Here is a 21954-nt window from a genome sequence, read left to right on the forward strand (position 1 = left end):
TACGAAGGCGAGGTCTCTGGGATGCTGGATCGTCCGCTTTCGCGGACGATGACAGCGGAGCATATCAACCACGTCGGCATTCCGGCGCGCTCAGAAAAACGCCTGAATGCCAGTGATCGCGCGCCCGAGGATCAGGGCGTGGACGTCGTGGGTGCCCTCGTAGGTGTTGACCGTCTCGAGGTTATGGACGTGGCGCATCACGTGGAATTCGGCCGAGATGCCGTTGCCGCCGTGCATGTCGCGGGCAACGCGGGCGATGTCGAGCGCCTTGCCGCAATTGTTGCGCTTCATGATCGAGATCATCTCGGGCGCGAACTTGCCCTCGTCCATCAGGCGGCCGACGCGCAATGAGCCCTGCAGGCCGAGCGCGATCTCGGTTTCCATGTCGGCGAGCTTCTTCTGCACCAGCTGGGTCGCGGCGAGCGGCTTGCCGAACTGCTTGCGGTCGAGCGTGTACTGGCGGGCGCGATGCATGCAGTCCTCGGCGGCGCCGAGCGCGCCCCAGGAGATGCCGTAGCGGGCGCGGTTGAGGCAGCCGAACGGGCCCTTGAGGCCGGAGACGTTGGGCAGCAGCGCGCTCTCGGGGACCACGACGCCGTCCATCACGACCTCGCCGGTGATGGAGGCACGAAGCGAGAGCTTGCTGCCGATCTTCGGCGCGGAGAGGCCCTTCATGCCCTTCTCCAGCACGAAGCCGCGGATCTGGTTGTCGTGCTCGGCCGACTTGGCCCAGATCACGAACACGTCGGCGATCGGCGCGTTCGAGATCCACATCTTGCTGCCGGTCAGGCGATAGCCGTCCGAGACCTTCTCGGCGCGGGTCTTCATGCCGGCCGGGTCGGAGCCGGCGTCGGGCTCGGTCAGGCCGAAGCAGCCGACCCACTCGCCGCTGGCGAGCTTCGGCAGATACTTCTTGCGCTGGTTCTCGTCGCCATAGGCGTAGATCGGATACATCACCAGCGAGGACTGCACCGAGTTCATCGAGCGATAGCCCGAGTCCACCCGCTCGATCTCGCGCGCGACTAGGCCGTAAGCCACGTAGCTTGCGTTGGCGCAGCCATATTCCTCGGGGAGCGTGATGCCGATCAGGCCGAGCTCGCCCATCTCGTTGAAGATCTCGCGGTCGGTCTTCTCTTCCAGATAGGCCTTGGTGACGCGCGGCAGCAGCTTGTCCTGGGCGTAGGCGCGCGCCGTGTCGCGCACCATGCGCTCGTCTTCGGTGAGCTGCTCGTCGAGCAGGAACGGATCGTCCCACTGGAAGGAAGCCGCAGCCGGCTTGTCCTTGGTCTGAGGGCGCACGCTCATGAAACGTCCTTTCGGGTCTGGTTCCGTCTAAAAATTGCCGGACAAATTAATGCGCCGCGGCAACAAGTGCAAATGCATCCTGGTTCGGTCATTCCGCGGCGCGCAAAGCGCGAACCCGGAGCGACACGCCGTCTCAGCTTTCAAGCTGCTCGTTGGCGACGATCTCGATGCCGAAGCCCGACAGGCCCTTGTAGTCGTGCACCGAGGAGGTGAGATGGCGGATCGAGGTGACGCCGAGATCGCGCAGGATCTGCGCGCCGACACCGACCTCGCGCCACTGGCGGTTGCGGTCGGCTTCCGTCGCCGTCTCATCCGGCAACGGCGAGACGGGAACGCCGGCGGCGCCATCGCGCAAATACACCAGCACGCCGCGGCCCGACTTCTTGAAGTGCTCGAGCACGGCCGCCATGCGCTTGTGGCCCGTAAAGGTGTCCTTGACGATGTTCGGCTTGTGAAAGCGCGTCAGCACGTTCTTGCCGTCGCCGACGCCATTATAGACGAAGGCGACGTGGGCGATGGAATCGAACGGCGAGCGGTAGGCATAGCCCTGAAGCGGCCCGATCGGGCTATCGGTCGTAAAGGTCGAGACCCGCTCGATCAGTTTCTCGCGCGCCTGACGATAGGCGATCATGTCGGCGATGGTGACGTGCTTCAGCTTGTGCCTGGCGGCGAACTGGGCGACCTGCTCGCCCTTCATCACGCTGCCGTCGTCGTTCATCAATTCGCTGATGACGCCGACCGGCGGAAGCCCTGAGAGCTTGCAGAGATCGACCGCGGCCTCGGTATGGCCGGAGCGCAAGAGCACGCCGCCATCCTTGGCGATCAGCGGGAAGATGTGGCCGGGGCGGGCGAAGTCGTTGGCGCCGGCATTGGGATTGGACAGCGCGCGGCAGCAGGAGGCGCGTTCCTCGGCCGAGATGCCGGTGCCCCCGTCGGGCTTGTAGTCGATCGAGACCGTGAATGCCGTGGTGTGGGCGGAATCGTTGTGGGCGACCATCGGATCGAGCCGCAGCCGGCGCGCATCCTCGGTGGTGATGGGCGCGCAGACGATGCCGGAGGTGTGGCGGATGATGAAGGCCATCTTTTCCGCCGTGCAGAATGAGGCGGCGACGATCAGATCGCCCTCGCCCTCGCGGTCCTCGTCGTCGGTCACGACGACGAGCTCGCCCTTGGCAAAGGCCTGCAAAACTTCCTGGACGGTATCGGGCATGTCCCAATCTCTTGATGGTGTGGGCGGGAGGCTTAGCCGGACTCCGATCCGTGCGCTAGTGCCCTGGCCGCAACCGCATATGCCGTCCGGACCGGCCCTAGACCCTGTACCGCGGATACCAGCCATATAGGCGCGGCCGGGGCGCGCGGAAGGTGTCCGAGCCTTCCCCTGGCCCAGACCCGCCCCGCGCCGAATGGAGCTGTGCAATCCCCGGCAATAGGGTAGTCAGGACCATGGCTGCCGGACAAATGACGCGAAGGGTGAAACGGACAATGCACCAGATGAGATTCCTCGCTCTCCTCGCGGGCCTCCTGTGCCCGCTTGTCCTGGTCATGCCGGCGCGCGCACAGGGCAAGGTCGATATCGAACAGATCTCCGCCGGCTCGCTCACGGCCATGCCGAAGGACGAGCTCGCGGTCTCCGGCGGCTTCTACGTGCCGGCCTATTCCAGCGTCGCGATGAGCCAGGGCAAGCTGCGGGTCGATTTTTCGGTGACCCTGAGCGTCCACAACGCCTCGGAGACGCAAGCACTGGTGATCAGGCGCATCGCCTATTTCGACACCGCCGGCAAGCAGGTCGAGAGCTATCTGAAAGCGCCGGTCGCGCTGAAGCCGCTCGCCACCATCACGGTCGTCATTCCGACCGACGACGTGCGCGGCGGGACCGGCGCCAATTTCATCGTCGATTGGGCCGCCACAGGCGAGATCGCCGAGCCCGTGGTCGAGGCCCTGATGGTTGGCGGCGTCGCCAATGCGCATTACGCTTTCATCAGCCAGGGCCGTCCAACGAGGACTGTCGGCAAGAAGTAAAGCAGGTCCGAAGCGGCCCGCATCGAGGACGTCGGCCGCGGCTTTGAGCCAGCGTTGTCGCGACCTCGAATCGAAATCGCGAAAACAACCCCATGCACAGTAGCCGTGCCAGTCAAATCAAGGCCCTGTTGATACGCCCGATAAAGATACGGATTTTACGAATTCCGTTTGACGCGTCGGGCAAAACACTGGCATGATGATATCCTCGACATCGCGCCGCCCGGCCGGCACCAGGCCGACCGCCCAATAAGAACAACGCTCAATAAGAACAACGAGGAGCGCTCCCATGACGTCCAGCTTCGATTTCGCGCCCCTGTTTGCTGCAGGGCTGCCGGCCCCTTCCGCGCGCTGGACCGGCCTTGCCAAATACAGCTTTGTCGGCGGCAACAACGATTCCGAGCAGGTTCCGCTCGACGAGCTGATCGAGGCCGCCAACCAGGCCCTGCAACGCGAGGGGCGCTCGCTCGCCACTTACGGGCTGGCGCATGGCCCGCAGGGGTACGTTCCCTTGCGCGAATTCCTGGTGACAAAACTGAAGCGCGATGCCGGCATCCGCTGCACGGTCGACGATCTCATGATCGTCTCCGGCTCGCTGCAGGCGCTCGACCTCGTCAACAGCACGCTGCTGTCGCGCGGCGATACCGTGATCGTCGAGCAGGAGACGTATCAGGGAGCGCTGCAGCGGCTGACGCGGCTGGGCGTCAACACCGTCGGCATTCCCCTCGACGAGGACGGCATGCGGATGGATGCGCTGGCCGCCACGCTCGCCGACCTGAAGGGCCGCGGTATCCGGCCGAAATACATCTACACCATCCCGACCGTGCAAAACCCGACCGGCAGCATCATGCCGGAGAGCCGCCGCACCGAGCTGCTGCGCCTGTCGGCCCAATATGGCGTGCCCATCTTCGAGGACGATTGCTATGCCGATCTGGTGTGGTCGGGACAGCGGCCGCCCGCGATCTACGCGATGAGCCAGCATGGCGGCGTGATCCATATCGGCTCGTTCTCGAAGTCGATCGCACCGGCGCTGCGCGTCGGCTTCATCGTGGCGCCCTGGGACGTGATGTCGCGGATGCTGGCACTGAAGACGGATGCGGGATCCGGCGCGCTGGAGCAGATGGTGCTCGCCACCTATTGCCATCCGCATTTCGCCAGCCACGTGCCTGTTCTGACCAGGGCGCTGCGCACCAAGCTCGACACGCTGATGGAGGCCCTCAACGAGCAATTCGGAACTTCAGCCGAATTCGAGGAGCCCAAGGGCGGCATCTTCCTGTGGGTCAAGCTGCCGGCTCAGGTCGACACGCTCAAGCTCTACCAGGCCGCACTCGCCGCCGGCGTCTCGATCAATCCCGGGCCGGAATGGTCGACCAACAAGGGCTATTCAAGCTCGCGCCTGCGGCTGTGCTTTGCGAGCCCCTCGCATCAGCAGATCCGAGATGGCGTGGCCGTGCTGGCCGAAGTCTGCCGCAAGGAGTTCGGCGTGCCGGCCCGCAGTGCCAATGTGGAGAAGCGGGCCTAGGCTGCTGCCTGTGGCTGGCTACCGTGGATCGCGGAGGCCAGTCGCAGCAGCAGGACGATGGAAACGTTGCCCTTGCCGGCCTCGATCTGGGCGATATAACGCTCCGAAATCCCGGAGCGGCGGGCGAGCTCCCGGCGTGACAGCTCGCAGCGGGCACGCGAGGATCGCAAACGCTCGCCCAGTTCGGCCAGAAACGCGGTCTCGGAATAAGGCGGCAGCGCATGGCTACCCGGCAGCACCTCGCCCGCGAAATCCATCACTTGGTTCAGCATCGGTCTATCCACGTTCCGCTTCGGAAGGCGCCATCCTACCGCAGAAGCGTACGGGCTCATTGACGCGGATCAAATTCGGGCGCGATCGCGAGCCGCCGTGGACGAGTGCAACCGGGATGCTACAGTTGGAATTCTTCGAGGCGGGGCCTTTTTAGAACATGACGCGTTGTTTGAGCCGCTGGACTGCGGCGGTGGTGCTTTGGATTGCATTCAGCCCCCTTGGGCATGCCGACACGCTCGCGGCGACGGTCGAGCAATGGGGCCTGCTCGGCTCATGGGCGGTCGACTGCGCAGCCCGCCCCGACCGCGACAAGGGCGCGCTGCTGACTTACGAAATCCGGAAGGACGGCCGAGTGATGTACCGGCGCAATTTCGGCGACGCCAGGGATGAGAACGAGGTGGTATCCGCGACGGTGAACGCCGAAGGCCTGCTCAATGTGATGGTGTTCTTCCCGTCGCTGCATCAAACGCGCGAATTCGGACTGATGCTTTCGAAGAACGGCGATCTGCGCGCGATCTACAATCGCAGCGAGCGCGGCGAATACACGATCCGAGACGGCAGATACGTCAAGACCGGCGCGCCGACACCTGCTCAACAACGCTGCGACTGAGGATCGTTATTGATCATGATCTCCGCGCAATCGCGTTCCGCGTTTGTCGCGAGGGAAAACCGCTGCGCACTTTGCCGGATCATGCTCCGATCCTGAATATCCATTCAGAATTCTCTGCCGGTTTCTCCGGAACGTTCCCGCGAATGCGCGGTTTAAGTTTGCATTCGATTGGAGGAGGACAGTCATGAAGAAGCTTGGTTATGTCGTTGCCGCTTTGGGTGCGCTCGCGGTTGCGGCGCCGACACTGGCGAGTGCTGAGACCGTCGTGGTCAGGCACGGCCATCACGGCCTGTACGGCGCGCGCGCCGAATTCCGCGAACATCGCGACTATGGCTGGCATCGCGGCTGGCATCATCACGACCGGGTCGTTGTGATCAGGCACGGCCATCACCACATGGACTACTAATGCGCAACGCAAATGGAAATGGCCCCTCGCGGGGCCATTTCTTTGCGTTCAATTCGACAGAGACGACGAGGCATGTACTCATGAGCCGCCGCGTCCGCTCCAATAGCGGCCGAACAGCGGACATCGATCTACTTCGGCTATGGGCCCAAGAGCTGACTCAGATGCCGACCGGTTCTCCGCTACGAGCAGCAGTCGTGTTCCAATTGCCAACAGATAGTGTCGCGGGAATATTACCCTTCGGCTACGAATACGTACCTGCTGCCATCCTTCGCCAGCGTGCCGGCGTTCGGCATCAGCCAGTGAGTACCCGAAATGGTGAGCTTGTCGGCGACCGCGCGATCGAAGATCTTCCTTCGCGTTTCGACAGCCATTTGCGGATCCTGGTCGATAGCGAGCTGCCACTCGGGATTTGTTGCAATGTGTGGCGCAAGATTGACGACGTCAGCGCTGATCAGGAACTGTTCGCTGCCGGAGGCGACCAGATGCGCGACCATTCCCGGGCTATGGCCGGGCGCCTGAACGGCGTGCACACCGGGCAGGAGTTCTGGTTCTCCCTCAAAGGTCCTGACGTTTTTCCAAGTCGCCACCGTGGCCTGAATTCGCCGGGCGAGTCCTTTGCGCGTCGGTCCGAGATCGATCGACTCGACCCCCGGGCGCGTCCACCAGTTCAATTCCGCAGCAGGCACTACGATGTCGGCATCCGGGAAGACCTGCGCATCGCTCTCATTGTTCATGAGGCCATAAATGTGGTCGCCGTGGAGATGGGAGATGAGGATCGTCTTGACTGCCTTGGGGTCAAGGCCCGCCGCCGCCATGCTCTCGAATAGCCGGCCGTTCCCCTCACCATAAATCGAATGACCGCCCGTACCCGAGTCGATCAGGACCACTTGATCGCGCAGCTTGAGCGCCGTGACGATAAACCGCAGGGGCGCCTGATTGTCGGGAAAACCGGCACCACGCAACACGGTCTTGACCTGTTCGACGCTGACATTCCTGACCATGCCCTCCCGCAGCGGAACGTCACGCATGCCATCGATCAGAGAGAAGATTTCAATGTCGCCGACCCGGTATTTGCGGAAAGGTTGGGTGACGGACTGGTGAGCGTGAGCCGCGTCGACAAACGTGATCGGCTTGTCGAGTCCAAACGCGGCATAAGCACCGGCTGCGCCAAGTGTCCCGTCCCGACGCGAGATATCGGACATCGTTCGGCCCCCCGCGGACTGAATGGATCGAGCATATCAATGGGGATGTGCACTGCACAAGGTCGGCTTTGGGGTCACAAGCGGCGGTCGAGGCAAGCACGGCCCGCGTCCGGTTCGCCGCCGATCACCGACGTCATGATAGCCTCAGGCTTGTTCGGCTAAGGGCCCACAAGCAGGCATACGCGGGGGGGCGGCACCGCGGTTCGCCTGTTACCCCCCGGGGCCGTCTTTCATGATGTAGCCCATCAGGTCGTCCACGTTGTGCTCCAAATCCCGGATGATGTTCTTGACGACGTCTCCGACCGAGATCACGCCCACGACCTTGCCCGCGTCCAGCACTGGCAGATGGCGAAAACTGCGCTGAGCCATCATTGCCATGCAGCCCTCCAACGGATCGTCCGGCCTGACCGTCACCGGGTTGCCCGTCATCACCTGGCCCACCGGCGTCTGCTTCGCATCGAGCCCGGGCAGCAGAACTTTGATGGCGCAGTCACCCTGGGTCACGATACCGACCAGCACGTCGTCGTCGATGACCAGCACCGACCGGACCCTGCTGTCGCGCATCAGGCGCAAGGCTTCGACGACCATGTCGCCGGAACGAACATGGATCAGGGCCCCACTCTTCTGGGCCAGAGCGTTTTTTACCGTGCTCATTGATCTCCTCTCGTGGACCCTGTCCTGCCCCGCCCTGATGGTCCGCATTGAAGGATAGTCGAAATATCCTGCCTCGTCAGCACCGCGCCGATGTCGCCGGCAGGGCGGGGGCAGTTCGCCTATGGGCCAGTACGAAAAGACAGTGAAATCCGCCAAGACGCTTGATCCGCGTCAAGACGCAGGGGTTGAAACCGATCAGCCTGCCTCATCGGTCGGGTTGGTGAACGCGCCAGTGAATGCTTCGAATTCACGCGAAGAGATTCCAGTCCCTTGGTCATGAGACGAGTGTTTTGGACTTTCGTCGGGCTGGCTTTCGGGCTCATCGTGACGAGCGCGCTCGTCGTGGTCGTCCGTACGTTCCAAATGACCAGCACACCAGTGGCTGAGCCCGGCGAGCCGATAGCGGTGGACGCCGCAAGCGCCGCTAATCACCTCGCTGGGGCCATCGCTTTCCGGACCATAGCGCAGGATGATAGCTGTGCCGCTTTCCAAGGCCTCGAGGATTTCCTGAGCCGCACCTACAAGCTGACGCATGAGCGCCTCGCCCGCCAGAGGGTCGGCAAGTATGCGCTCCTGTACGAGTGGATGGGAAGAGATCGCAGCAAATCACCGATCGTCCTCATGGCGCATCTGGATGTCGTTCCGGTTCTTTCCGGTTCGGAAGCAACCTGGAGCTACGCGCCCTTTTCCGGGACGATAAGTAACGGATATGTTTATGGTCGCGGCGCGCTCGACGACAAGAGCGCCGTGATCGCACTCTTCGAGGCCGCGGAGCAGTTGCTTCAGACGGGGTACAAACCCGAGCGCACGATCTACTTCGCCCTTGGTGACGACGAGGAGATTGGTGGCGAGCATGGTGCGAAAGAGATCGTCAAGCTGCTGCGGTCGCGCAAGCTCGGCGATCCAGCACTGGTGCTGGACGAAGGCGGAGCCGTCGTCGAGGGCCGGCAGCTCGGGCTTGCGACGGCTGCCGCGATGATCGGCATCGCGGAAAAGGGCTATGTCTCGTTGGAGCTCTCAGCGCACGGGTCAGGCGGTCACTCATCGACACCAACGTTCCCCACCCAGATCGGGCGCCTTGCGCGCGCGATTGCGGCACTGGAGGCGAACCAGTTTCCAACCCGCCTCGATGGCGCAACCCTTGAGATGCTCACCACGATCGCACCGACCCAGCCCTTTGGCACCCGGCTCGTGATGGCGAATTTGTGGCTGTTCCGGCCGCTCGTCATTCACCAGCTTCTTAGCGACCCCAGAATGGCAACCTTCGTGCGCACAACGACGGCGCCGACGGTCATAAGCGGCGGCAATACGGAAAACGTCCTCCCAGACGAAGCGAAGGCCGTGGTCAATTTCCAAATCCTACAGGGTGACACGATCAACAGCGTGCTCGAACGGGTCCGGGAGGTGATTAACGATACGATGGTCGAGGTGCGGCTCCTGAGTGGAATTCAATCCGATCCCTCGCCAATTTCTGATGTATCCAGCCCCGCTTTTGCGGCAATCGCGAAGAGCGTTCGGGAAAGCATCGGCCCAAACCCACCCCTCGTAGTGCCATTCCTCACTGGACCGACCGATTCGCGCCATTGGTCGGCGACCGGCGCCAGAAATGTCTTCCGCTTCACGCCGTTCGCCTATGAGCAGGACTGGATGTTGCGAGCACACGGCACAAATGAGCGCATTTCGGTGCAGGCGCTCGCGGACGGCGTTCGATTCTACACGCAGCTCATCCGGAACACGGAAGGGCTTTGATGCGAAAGGTGGGATGAACCACGTCGTCAGGATCACGAATTTCGTAACGTCCGCCTTGGAGTCACAAGCAGAAATGTCCTGATAAAGCATGGGATTTCTGCTTGTCGCCGAAAGCCAACATGAGCGCTCTCATGGGTACACGCTCTAGTCCCAGGCCGGCGCGAAGCCGGGATTGACGCAGCGCCGGTCCTTCGGAAGCGCTGCGATCTTCTTGCGATCGGCATCATCCAGCGTGATCTTCAGCGCATCCAGATTGGCCTGCTGGCTCTCGCGGCGCGAGGCCTTCGGGATCGCGGCGACGCCGTCCTGGTCGAGCAGCCATTTCAGCGCGACTTGCGCCGCGCTTGCATTGTGCTTGGCGCCGATCTCCGCGAGCACCGGGTCGGTCGCAATCCGCCCCTGTGCTAGCGGGCAATAGGCGACGAGCGGGATCGATCGCGCCTTGAGATAAGCCAGCACCTTCGATTGATCGAGCATCGCGTGATATTCGATCTGGTTGCAGGCGATCGGCGCCTTGACGTCCTCGACCGCGATCTTGAGCAGCGCCGTGGTGAAATTGGCCACGCCGATCGCGCGCGTGCGCCCCTCTTCCTTCAACTTCATCAGGGTCTCGAACACCGCGCCCCAGTTTGCCGAACGCGACGGCCAGTGCACGAGATAGAGGTCGACGTGGTCGAGCCTGAGCTTCTTCAGGCTGGCATCGAAGGCGCGGCGGATCGCATCCGGCACCAGATTCTCATGCCAGACCTTCGTCGTGACGTGCAGCTCGCCGCGCGACACGGAGGCTGCTGCCAGCGCGGCGCCGATCGCCTCCTCGTTGGCATACATTTCGGCGGTGTCGATGTGGCGGTAGCCGATCGACAGTGCGCTCTCAACCGCAGCACGGCAGACATCTCCCTGCATGCGGAAGGTGCCGAGGCCGAGCTTGGGCATGCTGATGCCCTGTGTTTTCAAATTGTCCATTGAACGGGCTCCCTGAGGTATTTCAACCCGCCGGGTGCGCGCGGCGATGCCGCGTGAGCAGACTCTCTGGTGATGGAAAAGAGGTGGCGGGAGCGGACTTTATAGCGCGCGGCCCGGACAAGGCCAAATCAAGATCAGGTCAGCAGGATAGCCGGCGGGCATCACCGCCACAGCCAAACGGCATTTCAGATCATCGCTGTCCCCTGTCACCATCTCGCCATCGCGGTCAGTCCGGCCGTACGGGACCAGGAGACGATCATGAGGACGATTTTGACGATGGCCACGCTGGCGGCAGCGCTCGCCGGTGCAGCTCCGGCGCACGCCGACGGCTTTGCCTATACCGGCTCACCCAAGCAGGGTGAGTTCTTTGTCAGGCAGCCGGCCGCACCGCGAGCACCTGACTGGATGAACGCGCGCGCAGAGGCCCCGCAGCCTGCCGCCCGGCCCGTGCGCGGCGGCATCGGTCTGCGCATGCCCTAGGAATGCTGCGCCACCACGGCCGGGCGCGCCTGCGGCTGCGGCGCCAGATCGACTGACCAGAGGTCGCGGTTGTCGACGTCCTTCAAGGTCACAGTCATCACGCCGCTGGCGCCGTCGATGTCGACGCGGCCGAAGAACTGCAGGCCGAAGCAGGGCGCGAGATTCTCGCCCTGGGCTTCGCTGCAGCCGTTCCTGTACATCGCGACGGGGCCGAACGTGTTGTCGAGCTCGCCCGGTCCCCAGGTGCCGGCATGCAAGGGGCCCGAGACGAACTCCCAGAACGGCTCGAAATCCTGGAATTGCGCCTCGTTCGGGTCGTAATAGTGCGCGGCGGTGTAGTGCATGTCGGCGGTCAGCCAGACGATGTTGCGGACACCCGCATGCTTGATCGCGCTCAGGATGTCGGCGATCTCATGCTCGCGCCGATCAGGCGGACCATCGCCGAGCGCGACAGCATCGAGGCTGATCAGCCCGATCGGCAGGTCGGCCGCGATCACCTTCCAGGTCGCGCGCGAGGCAGCGAGCTCCCGCTTCAGCCAGCCGAGCTGCTCGGCGCCGAGAATCCAGCCGCGATGATCGTCGCCCGTGTTCCAGGTCCCGTCGCGATAGCTGCGCATGTCGATCATGAAGACGTCGAGCAGCGGCCCGTAGGCGATCTTGCGATAGACCCGGCCGTGGCGCGCGCCGACATCCCGGATCGGCATGAAATCGAAGAAGGCGCGGCTGGCGCGCGCGACCAGGCGCGGCGTGCCGTCATCCTCGTAGCCGGCCGCGTCATAGCTGCCGGTCGGCGACCAGTCGTTGGTGACCTCGTGGTCGTCCCATTGCGCGAACATCGGCACTTGCGCGTGGAAGGCGCGAAAATGCGCGTCGAGATGGTTGTATTTGTAGTTGCCGCGGAACTGGGCCAGCGTGTGCGCGACCTCTGATTTCTCCTCGGTCACGACATTGCACCAGACCTCGCCGTTCGGCAGCTTTTGCTCGGACGGGATCGTGCAGTCCGCATAGATGTGATCGCCGGAATGGATGAAGAAATCCGGACAGTTGGCGAGCATGGTGCGATAGCTGCGATAGCCGCCGCGCGAGAGGTCGATGCCCCAACCCTGCCCTGCGACGTCGCCGGACCATACGAACGAGACCGACTGGCCGGCAACCGGCGTCGTGCGGAAATGGCCGATGCGGCTTTCACCCGCGATGCTGGTCGCGATGTCGTCGAAGCGCACACGATAGAAGATGTCCTGCCCGGGCGGCAGAGCGTCGAGCTGCAGCTTGGCGGTGAAGTCCGCATCCGGCAGCGCATCATGCGACGCGGACGCGATGATGGTCTTGAAACTCTCGACGGTCGAATACTCCACCCGCATCCGCGCGGGCCGGTCGGCACGCGCCCAGATCACGGCCGAGCCATCCGAGACGTCACCGGACTGGATGCCGCCCGCGATCTGCGGACGGTCGGCGGCGCGGCTGATGCCGGGCTTTGCGAGCGCAGCGATGGCGAGGCTGGAGGTGGAACGGACCAGGAATTGCCGCCGGGTCCATGCGCGCGAAGCGCGGTGCGTTGCCATCAAGGAGACCTTCGTCGAATCGCGACGGAAGGTGCCTGCGCCGTTTGACGGCTGGCTTACGTTTCCTTGACTCCAGGCCTACGGTTTTGCGACGCGGAGGTGACGGGCGAGATGTGGCGGCGGCTTCTTGGCGTCTGCCAGGAGCAAGCGCCTCGTCCTTCGAGACGACCGCTCCGCGGTCTCCTCAGGATGAGGCTAAGCAGCATTGACTCCGCTTAAATTGCAGCCGCGTGCTCCGCCCTCATCCTGAGGGCCCGCCATCGGCGGGCGTCTCGAAGGATGGGCTGCAAGCGAGATGAAGCGACCGAGTGCTGTTCTTAGTGCTTCCAGTTGCAGATGCCGCCGGAACGACACGGCCAAGTCTGGATGCGGGTGTCCATCGCCTGCGCGTCGAGCGGATTGCCATGGCGATGCGCGAGCTTGGTGCGGGCTGCGCCGCGCGGCTGGATGCTCTTAGTGTGAGCGAGTTTCGGCTCCGGCGTGCGCACGCGTTCGGACGCGACCTTCTTCGGCACGTCGATCGGCTCGGCGCGAGCTTGCGCCTCGCTGCCGTCCTTTGCTTCCATCGCAATGGGAGCGAATTGCGTTTCCGGTCCGAGCCGCTTCGGCGACAGCACGGCCTTGGAGAGATCCAGGCTGAGATATTCGTCAGGCTTGTAGTCGTCAGCGCGCGCGATACCGCCCACTGCGAGCACGAGGGCAATGGCAACCGCACACGGAACGCTTTTCAGGACCACGGACGCCTCCTGAAATTGATTGTTAAGGAGTAATTTACTCCTATTTAGGAGGCGCCGCGTGCATTTCCAGCGGCCAAATGCGGCCGTGGTTAAGAAGTTAGGCGGTGTCAGGCGACCTTTCGCGTCGCACCCGTCCCATCCAGGAACCCGATCAGCCTGTTACGGATGATCTGTTCCGCTTCCGCCATGATGCGGTCGATGAGTTCCTTGCAGGAGGGAATGTCGTGGATGAGACCTGCGACCATGCCGCAGCTCCAGGCGCCGGCATCCATCTGCCCCTCCAGCATGATCCTGGGATAGACGCCCGCGACCTGGTCGTGGATGTCGTCGATGGTGAGCTTATCGCCCTTGGCATGCTCGATCTCAAGCAGGCGGTCGACATTGGCGTTCTTCAGAACGCGCTCGGTGTTGCGCAGGGCCCGCATGATCAGGCGGGTGTCGAGCTCGGTCGCGGAGACCAGCGCGTTCTTCACGTTCTGATGCACGGGGGCTTCCTTGGTGGCGATGAAGCGCGTGCCCATGTTCATGCCGGCCGCACCCAGCGATAGCGCCGCGACCAGGCTGCGCCCGTCGGCCATGCCGCCGGAGGCGACGAACGGGATCTTCAATTCCTCCGCCGCGCGCGGCAGCAGGATCATGTTGGGAATGTCGTCCTCGCCGGGATGGCCGCCGCACTCGAAACCGTCGACGCTGACGGCGTCGCAGCCGATCCGCTCGGCCTTCAGCGAATGACGCACGGAGGTGCATTTGTGGATCACCTTGATACCGGCCGCCTTCAATGCGGGCATGTATTGCTCAGGACTGCGGCCCGCGGTCTCCACCGCCTTGATGCCGCCCTCGACGATGGCGGCGATGTATTCCGGATAGGGAGGCGCCGCGAAGGTCGGCAGGAAGGTCAGGTTCACGCCGAACGGCTTGTCGGTCATGTCGCGGCAGCGCGCGATCTCCTTGGCGAGCAGCTCCGGCGTCTTTTGCGTGAGGCCGGTGATGATGCCGAGGCCTCCGGCATTGGAGACAGCGGCGGCCAGCTCGGCAAAGCCGACGAAATGCATGCCGCCCTGGATGATGGGATGCTCGATGCCGAACAGCTCGGTGATCGCGGTCTTCACTTCATTCTCCTCCCCGGAATTTCGCTTGATGTTGCGCTCAGTCTAGTCGGACTTTTGCGCGGCAGTCACCATTTCTCACCGAACGGGCGGATCTCCATCTCGAAGGTCCAGGCGCTCTTGGGCTGCTGGTAGAGCTGCCAATAGGAATCCGCAACCGCCGATGGCGGCATCAGCAGATCAGGATTGTCGAGTGCGTTCGGCCCGAGCGCCTCGAGCCTGCGCTGCCGCACCCATTCGGTGTCGACGCCTGAATCGATGATGAGATGGGCAACGTGGATGTTCTTCGGCCCGAGCTCGCGCGCCATCGCCTGCGCCACGGCGCGGAGGCCGAACTTGGCGCTGGCGAACGCGGCAAAGCCGCTGCCGCCGCGCAAGGACGCCGTCGCACCGGTGAAAAAGATGTTGCCGCGACCGCGCGGCAGCATCAGCCGCGCCGCCTCGCGGCCTGCGAGGAAGCCGGAATAGCAGGCCATCTCCCAGACCTTGCGGAAGACGCGCTCGGTGGTGTCGAGGATGGGGAAATTGACGTTGGCGCCGACATTGAAGATGCAGACCTCCAGCGGCGCGTGGCTGTCGGCATCGTTGAGGAAGGAGATGACCTCCTCCTCTTTTCGCGCGTCCAGCGAGCGCGCATGGATCTCGCCCCCGGCTGCCTCGATGTCCTTCACCAGCGGTGCGAGCTTGTCGCCGTTGCGACGGCCCGCATAGATCGAAAAGCCTTCGGCGGCGAATTTCTTGGCGATCTCGGAGCCGATGAAATCACCGGCCCCGATCACGGCCGCGGTCGCATGTCGCTTGGGCAAGGTCGCCTCCTCCGGTGAGAGCGTGGTTGGGCCGGAGGCTATAGTTCTAAAATAGAACTGTCAAATGATCGGCCTGAGTGCTAGCTTACGGCAGAAATTGCGTTTGTCATTCAAATCAGTTCCTTTTTCAGACTTAGGCCGGAGACAGGATCATGAAGTGGGATACGCTGGATGAGGAGTCCTGCTCGCTCTCCCGCACCGTCGCGGTGGTCGGCGACCGCTGGACGCTCTTGATTTTGCGCGACTGTTTTCTGCGGGTGCGCCGCTTCGAGGCGTTCCAGTCCTCGCTTCAGATCACGCGGCATCTGCTCTCGGAGCGGCTGAAGAAGCTGGTGCGCTTCGGCATCCTGCGCCGCGTCCCCTATTCCGAGTCGCCGAAACGCTACGAGTACATCCTGACGCAGAAGGGGCTCGACCTCTATCCTGTCATCATGGCGATGGTGCATTGGGGCGACACCCACATGGGCGACGAGCGCGGCCGCCCGCTGCTGCACGAGCACAAGAGCTGCGGCAAGCTGTTCGACCCGGTGATGGTATGCTCGGAATGCGGCGAAGTGCTGCACGCGAAGCAGGTGCATGTGCATGCGGGGCCGGGGCGGAAGGGAGCGGTGGGGTGACTGGCGCCGAGTCCAGGCCGCAAGCTCCGTCATCCTGAGGTGCGATCCCAGTGGCGCAGTCGCGCCGCTGGGTGAGCCTCGAAGGATGAACGGCCGAGATGCAGCCGGGCCGTCGCCCTTCGAGGCTCCCGGCGCGATGCGATGCATCGCGCCGCTCACACCTCAGGGTGACGGGACAAAAATAGTAGCTGCGGTGACACCGATCCACACCGTCCCCGCTCAATGTCCCCGCGCTGACGCGCCGAGATCGATCGGGCGCAGCACGGCCGCGGTCGGGATCATCAGCACGGCGACGATCGCGAGTGTCCAGAACACGTCGATATAGGCGAGAAAGTCGACCTGCTGCTGCAGGGTCCTGCCCACCCAAGCGACCGCCTGCGAGGCGGCATCGCTGGCATTCGAGCCCTGGGCCTGGAAGTAGCGCGTCATCGTATCGATGCTCTGCTGATAGCCGAGGTCGGATGGCGCTGCGTGTTCGATCAGGCGGCTCTGATGGAATTGCTGGCGCTGCGCCAGGATCGTCTGCGCCAGCGCCACGCCCATGGAGCCGCCGATGTTGCGGGCGACGTTGATCAGCGCCGAAGCCTGGTTGGTCTTGTCAGCCGGCACGCCGTCATAGGAGGCCGTCGTCACCGGCAGGAACAGGAAGGGAAGGCCGATCGCAAGGAAGATGCGGGCCAGCGCCGCGTAGCCGTAGGTGATGTCGCCATTGAGCCCCGTCAGATGCCACATCGAGAATGCCACCACCGCGGCGCCGAACATGATGAGATATTTCGGTTGCACCGAGCCGACCAGCCGGCCCACGACCGGCATCAGCATCAGCGTCGCGATGCCGCCGGGCGACAGCGCAAGACCGGCCAGCAGCGCCGTGTAGTTCAGCTCGGTCTGGAGCAGTTGCGGCAGGAGCTGCGTGGTCGAGATCAGCACCGCGCCGGTGCCGAGCATGACCAGGAAACAGGCGCCAAACTGCCGCCGGCCGAGCAGGCGGAGATCGATGATCGGCTCATCGCGCGTCAGCTCCCATGGGATCAGCGCGAGCAGCGACACCGCCGACAGCACCGCGAAGGTGACGATCATGTTGGAGCCGAACCAGTCGTTGCGCTGGCCTTCATCCAGCACGTATTCGAGCGAGCCGAGCCCGATCGCGACCAGTGCGAAGCCGACATAGTCGACGCGCAGGCCTTTGCTCAGCAGCTTCTCCCGCTCCTCCTCCGCGCCCGATGGCTCCTTGACCAGCGTGCCGACCAGGAACAGCGAGAGCAGCCCCATCGGCACGTTGATCAGGAACACCCAGTGCCAGCTGTAGGTGTCGGTGATCCAGCCACCGAGCGTCGGACCGATCACCGGCGCGACGACCACGGCGACGCCGTAGATGGCAAAGGCCTGGCCGCGCTTTTGCGGCGGAAAGGAGTCGGCCAGGATCGCCTGCTCGCTGGTGGCCATGCCGCCGCCGCCAAGGCCTTGCAGGATGCGGAACAGCACCAATGCCTGCAGATTCCATGCGAAGCCACAGAGCAACGAGGCCACCGAGAACGTCGCCACGCACATCATGTAGAAGCGCTTGCGGCCGATCACGGTCGACAGCCAGCCCGAGATCGACAGCACGATGGCGTTGGCGACGAGATAGCTGGTGATGACGTAAGTGCTCTCGTCGATACCGACGGCGAGACCCCCGGCGATGTGGCGCAGCGCGACATTGGCGATGGTGGTGTCGAGCACCTCCATGAAGGTCGCGATCGAAACCACGAAGGCGATGAGATAAGGATTGTGTCCGCCTGCGGCCGAGCGTTCCGGCGACCAGCCGCCGGCGGGTGCTTGCGTCGTGTCGGTCATCGCACCCTGGTCCAGGGCACGACCGACATGCCGGGACCGACGGGCAAATCAGCCGGCCAGTTGTCGACCACGATCTTCACCGGCACGCGCTGCACCACCTTGACGTAGTTGCCGGTGGCGTTCTCCGCCGGCAGCAGGCTAAAGGCGGTGCCGGAGCCCGGCTGGACGGAATCGACATGGCCCGTCAGCTTGCGCCCGGGATAGGCATCGATGCGGATCTCGACCGGCTGACCCGGCCGCATGTCGGCGAGCTGGGTCTCCTTGTAGTTGGCGACGATCCAGACATCGTCCGGCACGAACATCATCAGGCTCTGGCCTGCCGTGACGAACGTGCCCTTCGCCCCTGATAGCTTGACGACGCGGCCGGACTGGGCTGCGGGAACACTGGTGTATTGCAGGTTCAACCGGGCCTGGTCGAGTTGCGCCTGCGACTGCTGGAGCTGCGCCTTGGCGCCTTCGAGCTGCGCCTGCAGCGTCTTGATCCCGACCTGGGCAACGGCCACCGCGGTCTTGCTACGCTCGGTGTTGGCTTGTTGCGACTGGAGGTCGGAGCGGGTCTGCTGCTGACGCTGCACGGTGCCGGCGCCCTTCTCGACCAGATCCTGTGCGCGGTTGAACTCCTCCTGCGAAAACTGGAGCTGGGCTTGGGCCTGTTCGAGCTGCGCCTGCGCCTGCTTGATCTGCTCCGTTTGGGAATCGATCTGCGCCTCGACATTGGCGATGTTGGCCTTGGAGACCTCGACCTGCGCCAGCGCCTGATCGACGGCGATGCGATAGTCGCGCTGGTCGATCCGGGCGAGGAGATCGCCGGCATTGACATGCTGGTTGTCGCTGACCGGAATATCGGTGACATAGCCGCCGACCTTCGAGGCCACGGAAAAGCTGCGCGCGGCGACGAAGGCATCGTCCGTGGATTCGTAGTGCCGGACCTGGAGCCAATAGATTAGCCCGCCGACCAAAGTCGCGATCAGCACAATAGCGCCGACCGTTGCGAGCAGCCAGTGCTCGGAAATCTGCTCACGCAGCGTCAGAGCCTTGTCCGGCTTCTGCTCCTTGCTCTCGTGCTTGGTCTGGTCCTTGGCATCAGGCGAAGTCTTTGGAGCTTCCACCTTCTGCGGCTGCTCCGCGGACGGCCCACGCACCCGGGTTTGAGCATCCACTGCGAATACCTCGATCGGGATTTTTGACTGGCGCCATGCGCACACGCCGACAGCCCAACCGCAGCCTCAATGCATGGTTCCGGCTCGCGGGAGCACCACTCTCATTCGTGAAGGCATTGCATGGAAAGATGCGCAGCACTGTTCCTGCCGCGCTTCACCAATGGCATGCGCGCAGGCTCAATGCGTTTTGGTCTCGTGCCATTTCTCCAGATCCGGCTTTTTGTCGCCGGACTTCTGCTCCTTCTCCGGATTGCCCTTCCAGGGCTTGTCCGTCTGGGCGTGCGATCCCCAGTCATTTTGCTGCCGGGGATCGTCGGTGGGCTTTTCCTTGCTCATCAGGTCTCCCTTGTCTGTAACGAGGCTTTAAGCAAAGGGAACGCCGTAATAGGCGTTGACACCGCGCATGGCGGCGTCATCGCCCCAGTTCCAATCGCTGCGCTCGCCATATTTCGGCGCTCCTTCGAGCGCCTTGGCGGTGATCCCGGTGACATAGCCACCGAGCTCGGTGTCGTATTTCAGCGACTGCCAGGGCAAGGGGTAGTGATCGTTGCCGAGCCCTAAAAATCCGCCGAAACCGAGCACGGCGTAGGACACCTTGCCGCTGACCTTGTCGATCATCACACGCTCGATCGAACCGATCCGGTTGCGATCGAGACCATAGACCGATGTTCCCTCGACCTTGTCGCTGCCGATCAGCCGGCCCATCTCGCTGCGATCCAGCTCGCCTTGATTCAACATATCTGTTCTCCACTCAGCCAACGTATGAACCAACTTGCCGGTCGGGGTGATCGTTCCAGACGCGACCCGCGGCCTGACAGGAACATCGCCGGGAACGCACCGTTCTTGATTTTCAGGAAACCAGGAGCCGCCCGCGATGTCCCAGACCGTCTCCGACTTCATCGTTCAGCGTCTGCATCAGTGGGGCGTCCGCCACATCTTCGGCTACCCCGGCGACGGCATCAACGGCGTGTTCGGCGCGATGAACCGCGCGGAGGCCAAGGCCGAGACCAGGATCGGCTTCGTGCAGGCCAGACACGAGGAGATGGCGGCGTTCATGGCATCAGCCTATGCGAAGTTTTCCGGCGAGCTTGGCGTTTGTATCGCGACGTCGGGCCCCGGCGCTTCGCATCTCATCACCGGGCTCTACGACGCGCTGCTCGATCACCAGCCCGTGCTGGCGATCGTCGGACAGCAGGCGCGAAGCGCGCTCGGCGGGAGCTATCAGCAGGAACTCGATCTGGTCTCGATGTTCAAGGACGTCGCGGGCGCGTATGTCGCGCAGGCCTCCTCACCGGCGCAGGTGCGGCACCTGATCGACCGCGCGGTGCGCATCGCGCTGGCACGGCGGACTCCCACCGCCATCATCCTGCCCAACGATCTGCAGGAAGAGCCCTATGAAGGACCGTCGCGCGCGCATGGCACGCTGCATTCCGGCGTCGGCTACAGCGCCCCGCGCGTGATACCGCGCGAGGCCGAACTCGATCATGCCGCAGAGGTGCTCAACGCCGGCAAGAAGGTCGCGATGCTCATCGGCGCCGGCGCGCTGCAGGCCACGGACGAAGTGATCGCGGTCGCCGACCGCCTATCCGCCGGCTGTGCCAAGGCGCTGCTCGGCAAGGCGGCACTGCCGGACGATTTGCCATGGGTGACGGGCCCGATCGGCCTGCTCGGCACCGAGCCGAGCTACAACATGATGATGGAATGCGACACGCTGCTGATGGTCGGTTCCGCGTTCCCTTACGCCGAATTCCTTCCAAAGGAGGGCGCCGCGCGCGGCGTGCAGATCGACATCGATGCCGGCATGACATCGATCCGCTTTCCCATGGAAGTCAGCCTCGTCGGCGATGCCGCGGAGACCCTGCGAAGCCTGCTGCCGCGGCTCGCCCCCAAAAGCGACGGCGCCTGGCGCAAGGGCATCGAGGCGGACGTCGCAAAATGGTGGACGACGCTGGACGAGCGTGCGCATCAGCCCGCGGCGCCGATCAATCCACAGCTCGTCGCCTGGGAGCTCTCGCCGCGCCTGCCCGACCGCGCCATCGTCACCAGCGATTCCGGCTCCTGCGCCAACTGGTTTGCGCGCGACCTCAAGATGCGGCGCGGCATGACGGCCTCGCTCTCGGGCGGTCTCGCCTCGATGGGCGCTGCGGTCCCTTACGCGCTCGCGGCGAAATACGCCCACCCGGACCGGCCGGTGATCGCGCTGGTCGGCGACGGCGCCATGCAGATGAACAACATGGCCGAGCTGATCACCGCGGCGAAATACTGGCGATCCTGGCGCGACCCGCGCTTCGTCGTTTGCGTTTTCAACAACGAGGATCTCAACCAGGTCACCTGGGAGCAGCGCATCATCAATGGCGATCCCAAATTCGAGGCCTCGCAGCGCATTCCCGACGTGTCCTATTTCCGCTTTGCCGAGATGATCGGCCTCAACGGAATCTTCGTCGACAGCCCGCAACTGCTCGGCTCGGCCTGGGAGCAGGCGCTGGCGAGCGAGACGCCGGTCGTGCTCGAGGTGAAGACGGATCCCGAGGTGCCGCCGCTGCCGCCGCATATCACCTTGCAGCAGGCCAAGAATTTCTCGCTCGCGCTGCTGAAGGGCGACCCCAACGAGAGCGGCATGATCAAGGGAGCGGCGCGGCAGGTGCTCGAAAAGATCCTGCCAGGAAAGGAGTGAGGTGAACCATGAGCGATTTCCGTGACATTCAGCATGGCGTCAACGATCCCGTCGACGGCGTCGACGTAAAATACCGGATCAACACCAACCAGACACCGCATGAGCGAGCACAGCGCCATGCCGACGTGCGCGCCGATCCCTCGGCCTCGCCGTCAGAGCCGTTCCTCCCCGAGCGGTTGCGGCGCAAGCCGACCGATCCGATCAATCCTCGCACGGGCCGCAATCCGACGGATTAGGAACCTCGCTCGCGAGGCCGTGTTGATCGCCGCAAAGATCCGC

23 protein-coding genes are annotated in these 21954 nt (G+C 63.7%); 9 read left to right on the forward strand and 14 right to left on the reverse strand.

Annotated elements, in window-relative coordinates:
- Positions 1 to 90: 90 nt before the first annotated feature.
- Both XH89_RS28585 and ribB read right to left on the reverse strand, forming a co-directional pair.
- Positions 91 to 1305, reverse strand: a complete 1215-nt coding sequence (locus XH89_RS28585) for an acyl-CoA dehydrogenase (RefSeq protein ID WP_188100342.1) — start codon at positions 1303 to 1305, stop codon at positions 91 to 93.
- Between the two features lie 133 nt (positions 1306 to 1438).
- A complete protein-coding gene (gene ribB, locus XH89_RS28590) occupies positions 1439 to 2515 on the reverse strand; it encodes a 3,4-dihydroxy-2-butanone-4-phosphate synthase (RefSeq protein ID WP_194463693.1) in 1077 nt (358 codons plus the stop codon).
- A gap of 272 nt (positions 2516 to 2787) precedes the next feature.
- Here ribB and XH89_RS28595 point away from each other — a divergent pair, with 272 nt between their 5' ends.
- Both XH89_RS28595 and XH89_RS28600 read left to right on the forward strand, forming a co-directional pair.
- Complete coding sequence (locus XH89_RS28595; protein WP_371825181.1) at positions 2788 to 3324, forward strand: DUF3124 domain-containing protein; 537 nt, start codon at positions 2788 to 2790, stop codon at positions 3322 to 3324.
- Positions 3325 to 3610: 286 nt separating this feature from the next.
- Positions 3611 to 4843, forward strand: coding sequence for a PLP-dependent aminotransferase family protein (locus XH89_RS28600; RefSeq protein WP_194463694.1), 1233 nt, complete (start codon positions 3611 to 3613; stop codon positions 4841 to 4843).
- Here XH89_RS28600 and XH89_RS28605 read toward each other — a convergent pair.
- A complete protein-coding gene (locus XH89_RS28605) occupies positions 4840 to 5115 on the reverse strand; it encodes a helix-turn-helix domain-containing protein (protein ID WP_194463695.1) in 276 nt (91 codons plus the stop codon). The two genes, XH89_RS28600 and XH89_RS28605, sit on opposite strands and share 4 nt — an antisense overlap.
- Before the next feature lie 158 nt (positions 5116 to 5273).
- Here XH89_RS28605 and XH89_RS28610 point away from each other — a divergent pair, with 158 nt between their 5' ends.
- Positions 5274 to 5726, forward strand: a complete 453-nt coding sequence (locus tag XH89_RS28610; RefSeq protein WP_194463696.1) for a hypothetical protein — start codon at positions 5274 to 5276, stop codon at positions 5724 to 5726.
- A 184-nt stretch (positions 5727 to 5910) separates the two neighbouring features.
- Positions 5911 to 6132 carry a hypothetical protein gene (locus XH89_RS28615; protein WP_194463697.1) on the forward strand — a complete coding sequence of 74 codons (222 nt, stop codon included), beginning with the start codon at positions 5911 to 5913 and terminating at the stop codon, positions 6130 to 6132.
- A 230-nt stretch (positions 6133 to 6362) separates the two neighbouring features.
- Here the strand turns inward: XH89_RS28615 and XH89_RS28620 are convergent, their stop codons facing one another.
- Positions 6363 to 7334, reverse strand: a complete 972-nt coding sequence (locus XH89_RS28620; protein ID WP_194463698.1) for an MBL fold metallo-hydrolase — start codon at positions 7332 to 7334, stop codon at positions 6363 to 6365.
- Between the two features lie 210 nt (positions 7335 to 7544).
- Positions 7545 to 7988: a CBS domain-containing protein gene (locus tag XH89_RS28625; protein WP_194463699.1), complete on the reverse strand. Its 444-nt coding sequence runs from the start codon at positions 7986 to 7988 to the stop codon at positions 7545 to 7547.
- 285 nt (positions 7989 to 8273) lie between these two features.
- On the opposite strand from XH89_RS28625, the gene XH89_RS28630 reads away from it, so the two are divergent.
- A complete protein-coding gene (locus XH89_RS28630) occupies positions 8274 to 9737 on the forward strand; it encodes a M20/M25/M40 family metallo-hydrolase (RefSeq protein ID WP_194463700.1) in 1464 nt (487 codons plus the stop codon).
- Between the two features lie 144 nt (positions 9738 to 9881).
- On the opposite strand, the gene XH89_RS28635 is transcribed toward XH89_RS28630, so the two are convergent.
- Positions 9882 to 10700, reverse strand: a complete 819-nt coding sequence (locus XH89_RS28635) for an aldo/keto reductase (protein ID WP_194463701.1) — start codon at positions 10698 to 10700, stop codon at positions 9882 to 9884.
- Positions 10701 to 10958: 258 nt separating this feature from the next.
- On the opposite strand from XH89_RS28635, the gene XH89_RS28640 reads away from it, so the two are divergent.
- Positions 10959 to 11180: a hypothetical protein gene (locus tag XH89_RS28640; RefSeq protein ID WP_194463702.1), complete on the forward strand. Its 222-nt coding sequence runs from the start codon at positions 10959 to 10961 to the stop codon at positions 11178 to 11180.
- Here XH89_RS28640 and XH89_RS28645 read toward each other — a convergent pair.
- The 4 genes from XH89_RS28645 to XH89_RS28660 all read right to left on the reverse strand — a co-directional run bounded on the left by XH89_RS28645 (position 11177) and on the right by XH89_RS28660 (position 15391).
- Positions 11177 to 12742, reverse strand: coding sequence for an alkaline phosphatase (locus tag XH89_RS28645; protein ID WP_194463703.1), 1566 nt, complete (start codon positions 12740 to 12742; stop codon positions 11177 to 11179). The genes XH89_RS28640 and XH89_RS28645 overlap by 4 nt on opposite strands.
- A gap of 317 nt (positions 12743 to 13059) precedes the next feature.
- Positions 13060 to 13479, reverse strand: a complete 420-nt coding sequence (locus tag XH89_RS28650; protein WP_194463704.1) for a hypothetical protein — start codon at positions 13477 to 13479, stop codon at positions 13060 to 13062.
- Between the two features lie 107 nt (positions 13480 to 13586).
- Positions 13587 to 14588 carry a nitronate monooxygenase family protein gene (locus tag XH89_RS28655; protein ID WP_194463705.1) on the reverse strand — a complete coding sequence of 334 codons (1002 nt, stop codon included), beginning with the start codon at positions 14586 to 14588 and terminating at the stop codon, positions 13587 to 13589.
- 65 nt (positions 14589 to 14653) lie between these two features.
- Positions 14654 to 15391: an SDR family oxidoreductase gene (locus XH89_RS28660; protein WP_194463706.1), complete on the reverse strand. Its 738-nt coding sequence runs from the start codon at positions 15389 to 15391 to the stop codon at positions 14654 to 14656.
- Between the two features lie 152 nt (positions 15392 to 15543).
- Here XH89_RS28660 and XH89_RS28665 point away from each other — a divergent pair, with 152 nt between their 5' ends.
- Positions 15544 to 16008, forward strand: coding sequence for a helix-turn-helix domain-containing protein (locus XH89_RS28665; protein ID WP_194463707.1), 465 nt, complete (start codon positions 15544 to 15546; stop codon positions 16006 to 16008).
- Positions 16009 to 16227: 219 nt separating this feature from the next.
- Here the strand turns inward: XH89_RS28665 and XH89_RS28670 are convergent, their stop codons facing one another.
- The 4 genes from XH89_RS28670 to XH89_RS28685 all read right to left on the reverse strand — a co-directional run bounded on the left by XH89_RS28670 (position 16228) and on the right by XH89_RS28685 (position 19739).
- Positions 16228 to 17841: a DHA2 family efflux MFS transporter permease subunit gene (locus XH89_RS28670; RefSeq protein ID WP_194463708.1), complete on the reverse strand. Its 1614-nt coding sequence runs from the start codon at positions 17839 to 17841 to the stop codon at positions 16228 to 16230.
- Positions 17838 to 19001 (reverse strand): HlyD family secretion protein, encoded by a 1164-nt coding sequence (locus XH89_RS28675; protein ID WP_194463709.1) that lies wholly within the window; start codon positions 18999 to 19001, stop codon positions 17838 to 17840. The genes XH89_RS28670 and XH89_RS28675 overlap by 4 nt, the downstream gene beginning before the upstream one ends.
- 177 nt (positions 19002 to 19178) lie before the next feature.
- Entirely contained in the window at positions 19179 to 19337 is a 159-nt protein-coding gene (locus XH89_RS28680; RefSeq protein WP_194463710.1) for a hypothetical protein, read from the reverse strand.
- 27 nt (positions 19338 to 19364) lie between these two features.
- Positions 19365 to 19739 carry a PRC-barrel domain-containing protein gene (locus XH89_RS28685; protein ID WP_194463711.1) on the reverse strand — a complete coding sequence of 125 codons (375 nt, stop codon included), beginning with the start codon at positions 19737 to 19739 and terminating at the stop codon, positions 19365 to 19367.
- Positions 19740 to 19875: 136 nt separating this feature from the next.
- Between XH89_RS28685 and XH89_RS28690 the strand changes: the two genes are divergently transcribed.
- Together XH89_RS28690 and XH89_RS28695 are read left to right on the forward strand one after the other, a co-directional pair.
- Positions 19876 to 21675 (forward strand): thiamine pyrophosphate-requiring protein, encoded by a 1800-nt coding sequence (locus tag XH89_RS28690; RefSeq protein ID WP_194463712.1) that lies wholly within the window; start codon positions 19876 to 19878, stop codon positions 21673 to 21675.
- Positions 21676 to 21683: 8 nt separating this feature from the next.
- Entirely contained in the window at positions 21684 to 21911 is a 228-nt protein-coding gene (locus XH89_RS28695) for a hypothetical protein (RefSeq protein WP_194463713.1), read from the forward strand.
- Positions 21912 to 21954: the final 43 nt, after the last annotated feature.

The sequence above is a fragment of the Bradyrhizobium sp. CCBAU 53340 genome, assembly GCF_015291645.1.
GTDB lineage: Bacteria > Pseudomonadota > Alphaproteobacteria > Rhizobiales > Xanthobacteraceae > Bradyrhizobium.